Annotated in this window: 12 protein-coding genes; 8 read left to right on the top strand and 4 right to left on the bottom strand. The window is 70.4% G+C overall.

Features of this window, described 5'->3' with window-relative positions; translation table 11 throughout:
- Positions 1-38: 38 nt before the first annotated feature.
- Positions 39-2,579 carry an FtsK/SpoIIIE family DNA translocase gene (locus tag FB471_RS30480; protein WP_142003274.1) on the top strand — a complete coding sequence of 847 codons (2,541 nt, stop codon included), beginning with the start codon at positions 39-41 and terminating at the stop codon, positions 2,577-2,579.
- A 173-nt stretch (positions 2,580-2,752) separates the two neighbouring features.
- On the opposite strand, the gene FB471_RS30475 is transcribed toward FB471_RS30480, so the two are convergent.
- Together FB471_RS30475 and FB471_RS30470 are read right to left on the bottom strand one after the other, a co-directional pair.
- Complete coding sequence (locus FB471_RS30475; RefSeq protein ID WP_170221095.1) at positions 2,753-3,178, bottom strand: phospholipase; 426 nt, start codon at positions 3,176-3,178, stop codon at positions 2,753-2,755.
- 110 nt (positions 3,179-3,288) lie between these two features.
- Positions 3,289-3,852, bottom strand: coding sequence for an amino-acid N-acetyltransferase (locus tag FB471_RS30470; protein ID WP_142003270.1), 564 nt, complete (start codon positions 3,850-3,852; stop codon positions 3,289-3,291).
- A gap of 139 nt (positions 3,853-3,991) precedes the next feature.
- Between FB471_RS30470 and FB471_RS30465 the strand changes: the two genes are divergently transcribed.
- The 7 genes from FB471_RS30465 (at position 3,992) to pspM (ending at position 11,451) form a co-directional block, all read left to right on the top strand.
- Positions 3,992-6,085 carry an acyltransferase family protein gene (locus FB471_RS30465; protein ID WP_142003926.1) on the top strand — a complete coding sequence of 698 codons (2,094 nt, stop codon included), beginning with the start codon at positions 3,992-3,994 and terminating at the stop codon, positions 6,083-6,085.
- A 126-nt stretch (positions 6,086-6,211) separates the two neighbouring features.
- Positions 6,212-7,672: a 30S ribosomal protein S12 methylthiotransferase RimO gene (gene rimO / locus FB471_RS30460; RefSeq protein WP_142003268.1), complete on the top strand. Its 1,461-nt coding sequence runs from the start codon at positions 6,212-6,214 to the stop codon at positions 7,670-7,672.
- Positions 7,669-8,322, top strand: a complete 654-nt coding sequence (gene pgsA, locus FB471_RS30455; protein WP_142003266.1) for a CDP-diacylglycerol--glycerol-3-phosphate 3-phosphatidyltransferase — start codon at positions 7,669-7,671, stop codon at positions 8,320-8,322. Before rimO ends, pgsA begins: the two co-directional genes overlap by 4 nt.
- A complete protein-coding gene (locus FB471_RS30450; RefSeq protein ID WP_211358292.1) occupies positions 8,319-8,789 on the top strand; it encodes a CinA family protein in 471 nt (156 codons plus the stop codon). The genes pgsA and FB471_RS30450 overlap by 4 nt, the downstream gene beginning before the upstream one ends.
- A 94-nt stretch (positions 8,790-8,883) precedes the next feature.
- Entirely contained in the window at positions 8,884-9,366 is a 483-nt protein-coding gene (locus FB471_RS30445; protein WP_170221059.1) for a helix-turn-helix domain-containing protein, read from the top strand.
- A 267-nt stretch (positions 9,367-9,633) separates the two neighbouring features.
- On the top strand, positions 9,634-10,506 hold the full coding sequence (locus tag FB471_RS30440) for a PspA/IM30 family protein (protein WP_142003262.1): 873 nt from the start codon (positions 9,634-9,636) through the stop codon (positions 10,504-10,506).
- A 6-nt stretch (positions 10,507-10,512) separates the two neighbouring features.
- Complete coding sequence (gene pspM / locus FB471_RS30435) at positions 10,513-11,451, top strand: phage shock envelope stress response protein PspM (protein WP_142003261.1); 939 nt, start codon at positions 10,513-10,515, stop codon at positions 11,449-11,451.
- Positions 11,452-11,466: 15 nt separating this feature from the next.
- Here the strand turns inward: pspM and FB471_RS30430 are convergent, their stop codons facing one another.
- Together FB471_RS30430 and FB471_RS30425 are read right to left on the bottom strand one after the other, a co-directional pair.
- Positions 11,467-12,522: a quinone-dependent dihydroorotate dehydrogenase gene (locus FB471_RS30430; protein WP_142003259.1), complete on the bottom strand. Its 1,056-nt coding sequence runs from the start codon at positions 12,520-12,522 to the stop codon at positions 11,467-11,469.
- Positions 12,523-12,561: 39 nt separating this feature from the next.
- Complete coding sequence (locus FB471_RS30425; protein WP_142003257.1) at positions 12,562-13,122, bottom strand: GNAT family N-acetyltransferase; 561 nt, start codon at positions 13,120-13,122, stop codon at positions 12,562-12,564.
- Positions 13,123-13,140: the final 18 nt, after the last annotated feature.

Raw genomic sequence — 13,140 nt, 5'->3', positions numbered from 1 at the left:
GCAGTGATCAGAGTGGTCAAACGGTTACCGTAGGAGGCATGGCGAGCGGGTCGGTGACTAAGGGACCTGGTAAGGGACGCAGTACGTCACGTGCTGGCGGGCGCGGTAAGGCGCCGGCCAAGGGGACCCGTGGCTCCGGCAGGTCACGTCCGGCGCCCGCGCGGACATCGGCCCGTAAACCCCCGGCACGCCGGCCCGCGGCACGGCGTTCGTCCTCCGGCGGCGGCTTCGGCAAGGCCGTACGCGGCGGCTGGAACCTGCTGGCCAAGGGCCTCGGCGGGCTCGCCCGCACGATCGGCCGCAGCCGGGAGCTGGAGCCGGAGCATCGGCGCGACGGGATGGCGCTCGGCCTGGTCGCGCTCGGGCTGATCGTGGCGGTCGGGGTGTGGTGGCAGGCCGCGGGCCCGATCGGGCAGTGGGTCGCGATCGGTACCCGCAGCGTCGTCGGCGCCGGTTCGGTGACCCTGCCGCTGGCCCTGTTCGTCATCGCGGTCGCGCTGATGCGGACCGAGCCGAAGCCGGAGACCCGCCCCCGGATGGTGATCGGCAGCCTGCTGGTCACCCTGTCCGTGCTCGGCCTGCTGCACCTGTTCAACGGTAAGCCGGACACCGGCGAGGACCAGATGTACGCGGGCGGCTGGCTCGGCTGGTTCTCCGGTGGGCTGCTCGCCAAGGGCGTCACCTCCTGGGTGGCCGTGCCGCTGCTGATCCTCGCCCTCGGCTACGGCGTGTTGATCTTCACCGCCACCCCGGTCCGGGAGATCCCGCAGCGGCTGCGGGACTGGGGCCTCGACCCGGAGGAGCGGGCGGCGGCCGAGGCCGAACGCAAGGCCATCGCGGAGGAACGCGCCGCGGTCACGGAGGCGGACACCGCCGCCGTCCGGCTGCGCAAACCGTCCCGGCGCAGGCAGGCCAGCGGGAACGAGGAGAGCCCGGCCACGGGGGCGAGCGCGGCGGCCGAGGACGGTCCCCCGGCCGCGCCCGCGGCCAGCCGGGCCAAGGCCAAGCCGATCGAGGCCCCCGAACAGCAGCCGAGGTCCCGCAAGGGCGAGCAGACCGCGCTGGCCGTCACCCGGACCGTCGAGGGCGACTACAAGCTGCCCCCACCCGACCTGCTCACCCTCGGCGAGCCGCCGAAGAGCCGGAGCAAGGCCAACGACGCCATGATCGAGGCGATCGCCGGGGTGCTGGAGCAGTTCAACGTGGACGCCCAGGTCACCGGCTTCACCCGGGGTCCGACGGTGACCCGGTACGAGGTCGAGCTCGGGCCCGGGGTGAAGGTCGAGAAGATCACGGCGCTGACCAAGAACATCGCCTATGCCGCCGCGACCGACAACGTGCGGCTGCTGGCGCCGATACCCGGCAAGTCCGCCGTCGGGATCGAGGTGCCCAACTCCGACCGGGAGATGGTGCTGCTGGGCGACGTGCTGCGCTCGACCAAGGCAGCCAAGGACGAGCACCCGATGGTGATCGGGCTCGGCAAGGACATCGAGGGTCATTTCGTCACGGCGAACCTGACCAAGATGCCGCACCTGCTGGTGGCGGGCTCCACCGGCTCCGGTAAGTCCAGCTTCGTCAACTCGATGCTGGTCTCGCTGCTGGCCAGGGCCACCCCGGACGAGTGCAGGATGATCCTGATCGACCCGAAGATGGTCGAGCTGACCCCCTACGAGGGCATCCCGCACCTGATCACCCCCATCATCACCCAGCCGAAGAAGGCCGCCGCCGCGCTGGCCTGGCTGGTGGAGGAGATGGAGCAGCGCTACCAGGACATGCAGGCCAACCGGGTCCGGCACATCGACGACTTCAACAGCAAGGTGCGCTCCGGGGACATCACCGCCCCGCCGGGCAGCGAGCGCGTGTACGAGCCGTACCCGTACATCCTGGCGATCGTCGACGAGCTCGCCGACCTGATGATGACGGCCCCACGGGACGTGGAGGACGCGGTCGTGCGGATCACCCAGAAGGCCAGGGCCGCGGGGATCCACCTGGTGCTCGCCACCCAGCGACCCTCGGTGGACGTGGTGACCGGCCTGATCAAGACCAACGTGCCGTCCCGGCTGGCGTTCGCCACCTCCTCGCTCACCGACTCGCGGGTCATCCTGGACCAGCCCGGCGCGGAGAAGCTGATCGGCATGGGCGACGCCCTGTACCTGCCGATGGGCGCAGGTAAACCGGCCCGGATCCAGGGCAGCTTCGTCGGGGACGACGAGATCAACGCGATCGTCAACTTCACCAAGGAGCAGGCCGAGCCGGATTACACCGACGGGGTCACCGCGGCCAAGGCAGGCGAGAAGAAGGAGATCGACCCGGACATCGGCGACGACCTCGACGTGCTGCTCCAGGCCACGGAACTGGTGGTCACCTCGCAGTTCGGGTCCACGTCGATGCTGCAGCGCAAGCTGCGGGTCGGCTTCGCCAAGGCGGGCAGGCTGATGGACCTGCTGGAGACCAGGGGAGTGGTCGGCCCCTCCGAAGGCTCCAAGGCCAGGGACGTGCTGATCAAGCCGGAGGAACTGGAGTCGGTGCTGCACACGATGCGCGGCGGTGGCCCGCCCGCCGCGGAAGGCGACGACTAGCGGCGTGTTTGCCGCTCATGTACGCGAGTTTGCCGCCCACGTACGTGAGTTTGCCGCCCACGTACGTGAGTTTGCCGTTCCGGTGTGCGAGTTCGCCGCCCGCGTAGGCGACGCAGCGAGCATGACCGCGTCCTCGGACCCGCTGGTGGGCGGGTCCGAGGACGCGGCTCGGGTCAGCTGGCGCCGAACTGGCGGACCGCCTGGTAGTAGGTCCAGGCGGCGCTGTCGCACGCCCACCGGCCCGCGCAGATGGTCTTCATGTCGTCGTAGAAGTTGTCGTCGATCCGCTTACGGTTCGGTTCGGAGAACCGGCCCTGTCGCTTGTAGTTGCGGTAGCCGAAGTCGTGCCGGTGGCAGGCGCGGGTGAAGTCGTAGCCCAGCGGCTTGTCCGGGGACCAGGAGCAGGCGTCGGTGGACCAGTCCAGCCGGTTCGGGTACGGCCGGTCGGCTCTGATCTGCGCGAACTGGGACAGGGACTTGCTGTACAGGTAGTTGTCGGTGACGGCCCGGATGTCGGTGGCCTGCGCGGTACCGGCACCGAGGACGAGCGCCGCGCCGACGGTGGTCGCGGCGGCCAGCCGCCGGAACGTGCTGCGCACGGTAGTCGCGTACATGAGGTTCCCTCGCTGATCGTTTCGACAGGGCGCGACCAGCTTCAGGGCTCAACATCATCCGGACCTACCGCCGAGCGGGGTATTGTACGTGAATATCACTCCACTGTGCGGTGATGGTGAGCTGTACCGGGACGGTCGATTCCGGATTCGCGCAGGTCAAGTAGCATACGTGCGTTGCCGAGGGTGTTCGGTTTCACGAACGGGAGGTCGAGGAACTCGGCCACGCCGGTGTCCGCCGAGCGCCGCATCTCCTCGTAGACCTCGTTCGGCACCGGCGTTCCGTCGATCTTGGTAAAGCCGTGCCGTGCGAAGAAGGTGGTCTCGAAGGTGAGCACGAACAGGCGCGGCAGCCCCAGTTCCCGCGCCAGCTCGATCAACCGGGCGACCAGCGCGTGCCCGATGCCGCGGCCGCGCATCCGCCGGTCCACCGCCACCGTCCTGATCTCCGCCAGGTCCTCCCAGAGCACGTGCAGCGCGCCACACCCGACCAGCTCGCCGTCCAGCTCGGCGACCCAGAACTCCTGCACGTCCTCGTACAGGGTGACCAGTTCCTTCTCCAGCAGCACGCGTCCGGCGTCGGAGTCCACCAAGGACTTGATCTTGGGCACATCGGCGATCCGGGCGCGGCGGACGGCGGGGTCGGGAGATCCATGGGCCACGGGGCCAACTTAGCGCTTCGCCGGTTCAGGGTAGGTCGGTGGCCGGGGCGGCGATCCACTCGGCGCCCCGGTGCATGACCCTGACGAGTGGGGCCGGCAACCCTCCAGCGATGATTGACGTCACCTAGTTCAGTGAGTGATGGCCCTGGTGGCCGAGGCGCAGCGGAGGATTCCTCGGGTGAACAACGTTGAGGTCGCCGAGTCGACGACACATCCCTCGGTGAAAGCGTCAGCACACCCCCGGGCCCGGAAGTACCGCCCGGAGCTGCAGGGGCTGCGCGCGCTGGCGGCCGTGCTGGTGGTCGTCTACCACGTCTGGTTCGACCGGATCTCCGGCGGCGTGGACGTGTTCTTCGTGATCACCGGCTTCCTGATCACCGGCCAGCTGGTCCGCGCGAGCGAGCGCGGCCGCATCGAGTTCCGGCCGATGTGGGGCCGGATGATCAAGCGCCTGTTCCCTGCCGCACTGACCGTGCTGGTCGCGATCATGGCGTTCAGCTTCGCCTTCCTGCCGGAAAGCCGGTGGTTTCAGACGATCAGGGAGGTCGTGGCCTCCGCGCTGTATGTGGAGAACTGGCGGCTGGCCGTGGACTCGGTCGACTACTTCGCCCAGCACGACACCGCCAGCGTGGTGCAGCACTTCTGGTCGCTTTCCATCCAGGGGCAGTTCTACCTGGTGTGGCCGCTGTTGATCGCCCTCATCGCGCTCGCGACCAGGGCGGCCGGCCGCAGTGTGCGCACCGGGGTGCTGGTTATGCTGGTGACGACCTTCGCCACCTCGCTGGCCTACTCGGTCCTGCTGACCTGGCAAAACCAGCCGCTGGCCTACTTCCACTCGTTGACCAGGGTGTGGGAGTTCGCGCTCGGTGGCCTGCTGGCGCTCGCCATCGACGCCATCGTGCTGCCCCGCCTGCTCCGCGTTCTCCTCGGCTGGATCGGGGTGTTCGGGCTCGCGTCCTGCGGGATGCTGCTGCAGGTCGGCACGGTCTTCCCGGGGTACGCGGCGCTCTGGCCGACGATGGCGGCGGTGCTGGTGATCGTCGCGGGAGCGACCGACAGCCGGTTGGGCGCGGATCGGATCCTGGCCGCCAGGCCGCTGGAGTACGTCGGCAACCTCAGCTACGCCCTGTACCTGTGGCACTGGCCGGTGCTGCTGTTCTACCTGGTGATCCGGGATCGCGAGGAGGTCGGCTGGCGCGGTGGCGCCGCGATCATCGGCTTGTCCTTCGTGCTGGCCGCGCTGACCTATCACCTGGTGGAGAAACCGGTGCGGGATTCGCGGATCGGTGTGCGCTCCCGGTGGGGCTCCTACCGCTTCGGCGCCGCCACCCTGGTGCCGGTGCTGATCGCCGCGGGTGCCTGGCAGGCGGTGGCCACCCAGCGAGTGGGGGAGTCCACGATCGAGGTCGGCGACCCCGACCACCCCGGCGCCGCCGCGATGGCGCCCGGGTTCACCTACACCGGTGCCGAGGAGGTGGAACCAGCGCCGTCGCTGGTCGCGTTACCGGAGGACTGGGCGGGCATCCCCGGCCCGTGCCCGCGGCCGTCGAGCAACGAGGAACTGGAGGTCTGCGCCAACGGGGTCGACGCGGCGGGGGCGGAGAAGCGGGTGGTGATCGTCGGCGACTCGCATATCCAGCAGTACCTCGCCGCCTTCCTGCCGATGGCCGAGCGCCGCAACTGGCAGCTGTCGGCGATCCTGAAGGGCGCCTGCCCGTTCTCGGTGGACGCCGACGCGATGCCGGGCGACGCCGGATGCATCCAGTGGAACGCCGATGTCGCCGACTACCTCGCCGAGACCAGACCGGACGCCGTGGTCACCCTGGCCACCCGCGATGTGCGCGCCGGGCCGACCGAGTACACGCCGCCTGGCTACGTCGAGCAGTGGCGGGCGATGGAGCGGGCCGGGATCCCGGTGGTCGCGATCCGGGACAACGCGCGGCACGACTTCTCCGGTCCGGCCTGCGTGGAGCGGCACGGGCCGGAATCGGTCGAGTGCAGCACCCCGCGCGGTGCGTTGTTCGCCGAGCGGCCGCCCTACGCGGCCATCCCGGACGTGCCGTCGAATGTGTCCTTCCTCGACTTCACCGACTACTACTGCACCGAGCTGGCCTGCCCGTCACTGATCGGCAACGTGCTGGTCTACCTGGACGGACATCATCTCAGCGCGACCTACATGTCCACCATGTCGCCGATCATCGAGCAGCAGTTCGTGTCCGTGCTCGGCTGGTGACGCCGCGCCCGCGTCCGGAGTTCGGGATCGTGCGAGGCTGTGGTGCAGATCACCTGCGCGGCGAACCGCGCAGGGCGCCGTGGCCGTGTGGGCCGCGACCGCCGGCGGCCGGTTACCCTGGTCGACGTGTCTTCTTCTGCCATCACCGACTCCGCACCGGGCGGCGACCGCCGGGTCTCGTTGCTGACGCTGGGCTGCGCCCGCAACGAGGTCGACTCCGAGGAGCTCGCCGGCAGGCTCGCCGCGGGCGGCTGGGAGCTGTCCGAGGACGCGGAGGACTCCTCCGTGGTCGTGGTCAACACCTGCGGTTTCGTCGACTCGGCGAAGAAGGACTCGGTGGACACCCTGCTGGCCGCGGCGGACACCGGGGCCAAGGTGGTCGCGGTCGGCTGCCTCGCCGAGCGGTATGGCAACGAGCTGGCCGAGAACCTGCCCGAGGCGGACGCGGTCCTCGGCTTCGACCACTACCCGAACCTGGCCGATCGGCTGGACGACGTGGTCGCGGGCCGCCAGGTCGCCGCGCACACCCCTGCCGACCGGCGCACCCTGCTGCCGATCAGCCCGGTGGAGCGTCCCGCGGCCGCCGAGGGGGTGACGGTTCCCGGGCACGGGGCCTGGGGGCCGCGGGTGCTGCGCACCAGGCTGGCCGATTCGCCGGTGGCCGCACTGAAGATCGCCTCGGGCTGTGACCGGCGCTGCTCCTTCTGTGCCATCCCGTCCTTCCGCGGCTCGTTCACCTCCCGCGCCCCGGAGGACGTCCTCGGCGAGGCCGCCTGGTTGGCCGGTCAGGGGGCGCGTGAGTTGTTCCTGGTCAGCGAGAACTCGACCTCCTACGGCAAGGACCTCGGCCGCGAGCACGGCGGTGCCAAGGCGCTGGAGCTGCTGCTGCCCCGGCTGGCCGAGATCGAGGGCATCGAGCGGGTGCGGGTGTCCTACCTGCAGCCCGCCGAGACGCGGCCAGGGCTGGTGCGCGCGATCGCCACCACGCAGGGGGTCGCCGACTACTTCGATCTCTCTTTCCAGCACGCGAGCGAGACCGTGCTGCGTCGGATGCGTCGCTTCGGCTCCTGCGATTCCTTCCTCGCGCTGATCGAGCAGATCCGGCAGTACGCGCCCGCGGCCGGGATCCGCACCAACGTGATCGTGGGCTTCCCCGGGGAGACCGAGGAGGATCTCGCCGAGCTCGAACGGTTCCTGATCGGCGCGCGGCTGGACGCGGTCGGCGTCTTCGGTTACTCCGACGAGGACGGCACCGAGGCTGCGACCCTGGACGGCAAACTGGACGCCGAGGTCGTCGCGGAGCGGGTCGCGCGCATCTCCGGGCTGGTCGAGGAGCTCACCGCCCAGCGGGCGGAGGACCGCGTCGGCGAGGTGGTCGAGGTGCTGGTCGAGTCGGTCGAGAACGACACGGAAGGCGAGGTGCGGGGCCGAGCCGCGCATCAGGCTCCCGAGGTCGACGGCGAGTGCGTGGTGCTGGAGGCGGCCGGGTCCGCTGCGGGCGAGCTGGTGCGCTGCGAGGTGGTCGACTCCGAGGGAGTGGACCTGATCGTGCGCCCGCTCGCGCCGGACAAGGGCGCGCCCCGGTGAGTGCCGCCGCCGACGGCACGCCGGAGGCGGACGACGGCACGCCGGAGGCGCACGAGGCATCGCACGCCCCTGCCCCCACGCCCGTTCCGACCCTGAACGTCGCCAACGTGCTGACCCTGTCCAGGTTGGTGCTGGTACCCGCGTTCGTGTTCGCCCTGTTCGCGGACGGCGGGGTGGACACCGGGTGGCGGCTGGTCGCCACCGCGCTGTTCGCGGTCGCCTCACTCACCGACCAGATCGACGGCTGGGTGGCCCGCCGCTACGGGTTGATCACCGACTTCGGCAAGATCGCCGACCCGATCGCGGACAAGGCACTGATCGGCGCCGCGCTGGTCGGGCTGAGCCTGCTCGGTGAGCTCGGATGGTGGGTCACCATCGTGATCGCCGTCCGGGAGATCGGGGTGACCCTGCTGCGGTTCTGGGTCATCCGGCACGGGGTGATCCCGGCGAGCCGGGGTGGCAAGGCGAAGACCCTGGCCCAGATCGCGGCGATCGTGCTCTATCTGCTGCCGCTGCCCGCCGGGGCGGAGCCGGTGCGCTGGGTGCTGATGGGCTTCGCGCTGATACTCACCGTAGCCACCGGGCTGGACTACGTGGTGCGGGCCGTGAAGCTGCGGGCCACCGGTAAACGTGCCGCGGTGGGCCGATGACCGGTATCGACGCCCGGGCGGTCGTGACCACGCTGACCAGCCGCGGGGAGAGCGTCGCCGCGGCCGAGTCGCTGACCGCCGGGCTGGTCTGCGCCACCCTGGCCGAGGTGCCGGGTGCCAGCGCCGTGTTGCGGGGCGGCCTGGTCGTGTACGCGACCGAGCTGAAGGTCTCGCTCGCCGGAGTGGACCCCGCGCTGCTGGCGGAACGCGGCGCCGTGCACCCCGAGGTGGCCGCGCAGCTCGCGGCCGGGGCGAGGCGGATCTGCGGAGCCGACTGGGGGCTCGGGCTCACCGGGGTCGCCGGTCCGGATCCGCAGGATGGGATCGACCCCGGAACGGCGCACGTCGGCCTGGCGGGCCAGGGCGTGCGGACTACCCGTACGCTGCGCCTTTCCGGCGACCGGACGTCCATCCGGGTGGCGTCGGCCGCCGCGGCGCTGGACCTGCTCCGGGAACATTTACGGTGACCAAGACGTTCGCCCATGGCGGAAGGACGTGTCAATGACTGCACCGGTCCGTCTGGTCTGGGTAACGTGGTAACTACCCGAAGGGAGGCGCGTGATGACCGTGCTGTTGCGTGAGGCGATCGGTGATCGGCTCCGTCATGCCCGCACCAACCAAAGCCGCACGCTGCGCGAGATCTCGCGTGCTGCCAGGGTGAGCCTCGGTTACCTCTCCGAGGTGGAGCGTGGGCAGAAGGAAGCCTCGAGTGAACTGCTCGCCTCCATCTGCGATGCCTTGGAGCTGCCGCTCGCCGAGCTGCTGCACAACGTCGCCGCCGATGTCTCCGCGCTGGACGGGGTGCGAGTCGGCGCTGTGGACGAGCGAGCGGAGCGGACCGAGCACGAGACCGGTAGCGAGGTGCCGGAGCCCGCGGAGGCCGGCACCGCGAGCGGGGAGCTGGAGGGCGGCCGGCTGGTGCCGGACGTGATCGGCAACGACCTCGCCGACCTGCGCATGTCCGGCAGCCTGCGGCCGCCGATGTCGCCGACGCTGCGGACCACGATCAGTGGTCCGAAGCTGGCCTCCACCCTCGCCGCCTGAACCGGCCCGTCGTGATGACCCCGAGTGGTTTCTCGGGGTCATCGCCGTGCGTGCCCTCCGGTGGGTCTCCGGTCGGCTCGTGGTGGGGCATCGTCCCTGAGCCGATCCCTGATTTCCGCGGGGTCGCCTGGAACGACGGGCGCTGACCTGACACGATGGAACCCAACGCCGCGGTCGGGACGTTGAGAAATGCACAGGGGAAGTTTCGACGTTCCACAGACCAGCGGATCAACAGGCACGTGGGACGCAAGAAGGCAGGCGGAGGAGATGGCCAACCCTTTCGTGAAGTTCTGGAAGTACCTCATGGCGGCGTTCTCGTCGAAGGTCGACGAGCATGCCGATCCGAAGGTGCAGATCCAGCAGGCCATCGAGGAGGCGCAGCGTAATCACCAGGCGCTCTCCCAGCAGGCCGCATCGGTGATCGGGAACCAGCGGCAGCTGGAGATGAAGCTGAACCGCCAGCTCGGCGAGGTGGAGAAGCTACAGGCCTCCACCCGGCAGGCCCTCGTGCTCGCCGAGGAGGCCAGGTCGAAGGGCGACGAGCAGAAGGCGACCGAGTTCGAGAACGCCGCCGAGGGATTCGCCGCCCAGCTGGTCACCGCGGAGCAGAGCATCGAGGACCTGAAGAACCTGCACGACCAGTCGCTGCAGGCGGCGGACCAGGCCAAGCAGGCCGTCGAGCGCAATGCCTCGATGCTGCAGCAGAAGCTGGCCGAGCGCACGAAGCTGCTCTCGCAGTTGGAGCAGGCCAAGATGCAGGAGAAGGTCTCGGCCTCGCTGAACCAGATGACCGAGCTGGCCGCCCCGGGCAACACCCCCTCGCTGGACGAGGTGCGGGACAAGATCGAGAAGCGCTACACCACGGCGCTCGGCTCGGCCGAGCTGGCACAGAACTCGGTGCAGGGCCGGATGATGGAGGTGCAGCACTCGACCACGCAGCTGGCCGGGCACAGCCGGCTGGAGCAGATCCGCGCCTCGATGAAGGGCGATTCGGTGGCCCAGGTGACCGACGGCTCCGCGGACAAGGCCGCCGCGGGCTCCGGGTCGGCCGCCGGTGAGTCCGCGGCGGCGCCCAGCGCGAACATCCAGCAGGAGATCCAGGCCCGGATCCAAGCAGAGCAGCAGAAGAACCAGGCGTAGCCGGCGATGGCAGGCCCCGGAAGGCGCGATTACGGCGAGTTCCGCGATTTCGGTGACTTCAAGGCCAGGCTGGAGAAGCATCTGGAGCACCTGCCCGACTACGCCCAGCGTGCCTACCGGCAGGTAGAGCGTTACCTGCCCGCCGAGCAGCGGGACGGTAGGTCCGGCCACAGGGGCCGCCGTCCCAGCCTGCCGTTGCCCGGTTCGGTCGAGGACGTGCCGGTCGTGGCCGAGCTGAAGTCCAAGTGGGAGCGCTGGAACGAGCCGGCCGCCAAGCTGGAACGCCGTAAGCGGCGGACGTCCCGGGCGCTCACGTTGTGGATCGTGCTGACCATCCTGAGCGGTCTCGCCGTGGTCGCGGGCGTCACCGGCGCGAGCACCGTGTCGGGCCTGGTCCTCGGTGGGGTCGCGGCCGCCGTGGTGTTCGGTGCCCTCGGCGTGCGCGCCGGGATGCGGCTGCGCACGTTGAACCGGACCGAGCTGCCCGCCAGCACGGCTCCGCCGCCGCTGCCGCCGTCCACCTCGGTCGCGCGCGGGCCGATGGAACGGCTCGCCGAGAGTGAGGCCTCGCTCACCGAGCTGCTCACCCAACTCGCCAAGCCGCCGGCAGGGGTCTCGGTCACCGTTCCCGAGGTATCGGTCGAGGACGCACGTGCCACGGCGGACGAGGCGGCCGCCGCGCTGCGTAGCCTCGCCGCGCGTATTCAGGCGATCGAGCGAGCGACGGAGAACACGCCTGCCACCGAACGCGGCCAGCTGGAGGCGGCCGTGCACGGTCTGGTCGAGCAGCTGGAGGAAGGGCTGGAGGAGTACGGCAGCCTGGTCGCCGCGGCCGGGCGCGCGGTGGCCGCCAGCAGCGGGGGAGCGCAACCCGCGAAGGAATCCCTCACCGACGCCACCGACCGCCTCGCCGGACTTGCCATGGCCCTTCGTGAACTCTCCTGACCTGCGGCGACGCGCTCACCGGGGGCGGGCAGCCAGCGCGCGGTTGATCCGCCGCACCACACCGGGCCCGGATAGCGCGAAACTGGTGTAGACCTGCACCAGGCTTGCCCCCGCGTCCAGCATCCGCGTCGCGTCCTGCGGCCCGCCGATCCCGCCGACGCCGATGATCGGCAGCCGGCCCCCGGTACGCGCGTGCACGAACCGCACGACCTCGCGGGCACGGGCGCCGAGCGGCCTGCCGGACAGTCCGCCGGACTCCCGTGCGAGCCCGCCCTCCGCGGGCGACACGCCGTCCCGACCGAGGGTGGTGTTGGTGGCGATGATGCCGGACACCGCGTGCCGGGCGCAGACCTCGAGCAGCTCATCGAGGGCGTCCTCGGTGAGGTCCGGGGCGACCTTCACCAGCAGTGGCACGCTGGCGCGACCGTGCCGCTCGGCCAGCGCCGCCGAGGCGGAACGCAGCTCGGCGAGCAACTCGGCCAGCGCGCCACGGTCCTGCAGCGTCCGCAGCCCCGGCGTGTTCGGCGAGCTGACGTTGATCGCGAAGTAGTCGGCATGGGGGTACAGCGCTTCCAGCGAGGCGAGGTAGTCGGGCACGGCATCGGCCACCGCGACGGCCTTGGACTTACCGATGCTGATTCCGAGCGGAACCTCCGGCTTGCCGGTGGCGGTCAGCCGCGCGGCCAGTGCCTCCGCACCCGCGTTGTTGAACCCCATCCGGTTGATCACCGCGCCGCTTTCGGGCAGCACGAACAGCCGAGGTCGCGGGTTTCCCGGTTGCGGCAGCCTGGTGACCGTGCCGATCTCGACGAAACCGAAGCCGAGTGCGGGCCAGGCGGCGAGCGCACGGCCCTCCTTGTCCATTCCGGCGGCCAGCCCGACCGGGTTGCGGAAGCGCAGCCCGAACACCGTGCTCGGCGCGTCGATCCGGTAGCGGCGTTCCAGCGCCGACCGCAGGGGAGGCGCCGAGCCGATCCTGCGCAGGGCACCGACGGTGCGCTCATGCACCGTCTCCGGGTCGTTGCGGCCCATCCGGTACAGCGCGGGTCGGACGATCTTGTCGAACAGCACGGCTCCTCATGCTGCCGCATGAGCCCGCGGGGCACGGGATCAGGTACCAGCCGTCCACTCCGAGTCCAGGATCGCGTAGACCAGGGCGTCGGCCCACCGGCCCTTGACGATCTCGTTGTGCCGCAGGTACGCCTCGCGGCGCATGCCGAGCCGCTCCATCACCCCGGCCGAGGCCGTGTTTCGTGCGTCACACCTGGCGATGATCCGGTGCAGGCCCAGGCCGGTGAAACCCAGGCGGAGCAGTTCCGCGGCCGACTCGGTGGCGAAACCGTGGCCGTGCTGGTCGGGGTGGAAGATGAAGCCGATCTCCCCGCTGCGGTGCCGCTCGCTCAACCAGTCCAGGTCGAGTTCGCCGATCAGGTGACCGGTGTCCACCCGCCGGACGGCAAGGCTGAGGCAGTCTCCCTCCCGCGTCAACCGGTCCCGGTCGAGCCTGCGTGCCAGTGCCGCCTCGACCTCGGCGGCCGAGCGCGGCTCCCAGTACAGGTACCGGGCGACGTCCGCGCGGGACTGGTAGGCGTGCACTTGCTCGAGATCGGCCATGGTGAACGGGCGCAGGTCGAGCCGGGCGGTGCCGATCGGGAATTCCGGCCGGAGCATGGTCGCCACGCTAGCCTC

The sequence above is a fragment of the Amycolatopsis cihanbeyliensis genome, from assembly GCF_006715045.1.
Classification (GTDB): Bacteria; Actinomycetota; Actinomycetes; order Mycobacteriales; family Pseudonocardiaceae; genus Amycolatopsis; species Amycolatopsis cihanbeyliensis.
Note: the sequence above shows the minus strand (reverse complement) of the source record. Positions and strands in the feature narration are given on the sequence as shown.

Coding starts and splice junctions, on each gene's coding strand:
- FB471_RS30425 (WP_142003257.1), bottom strand. CDS start 13,122: ATGCTCCGGCCGGAATTCCCGATCGGCACCGCCCGGCTCGACCTGCGC.
- FB471_RS30450 (WP_211358292.1), top strand. CDS start 8,319: ATGACCGGTATCGACGCCCGGGCGGTCGTGACCACGCTGACCAGCCGC.
- FB471_RS30445 (WP_170221059.1), top strand. CDS start 8,884: ATGACCGTGCTGTTGCGTGAGGCGATCGGTGATCGGCTCCGTCATGCC.
- FB471_RS30440 (WP_142003262.1), top strand. CDS start 9,634: ATGGCCAACCCTTTCGTGAAGTTCTGGAAGTACCTCATGGCGGCGTTC.
- FB471_RS30480 (WP_142003274.1), top strand. CDS start 39: ATGGCGAGCGGGTCGGTGACTAAGGGACCTGGTAAGGGACGCAGTACG.
- FB471_RS30465 (WP_142003926.1), top strand. CDS start 3,992: ATGGCCCTGGTGGCCGAGGCGCAGCGGAGGATTCCTCGGGTGAACAAC.
- pspM (WP_142003261.1), top strand. CDS start 10,513: ATGGCAGGCCCCGGAAGGCGCGATTACGGCGAGTTCCGCGATTTCGGT.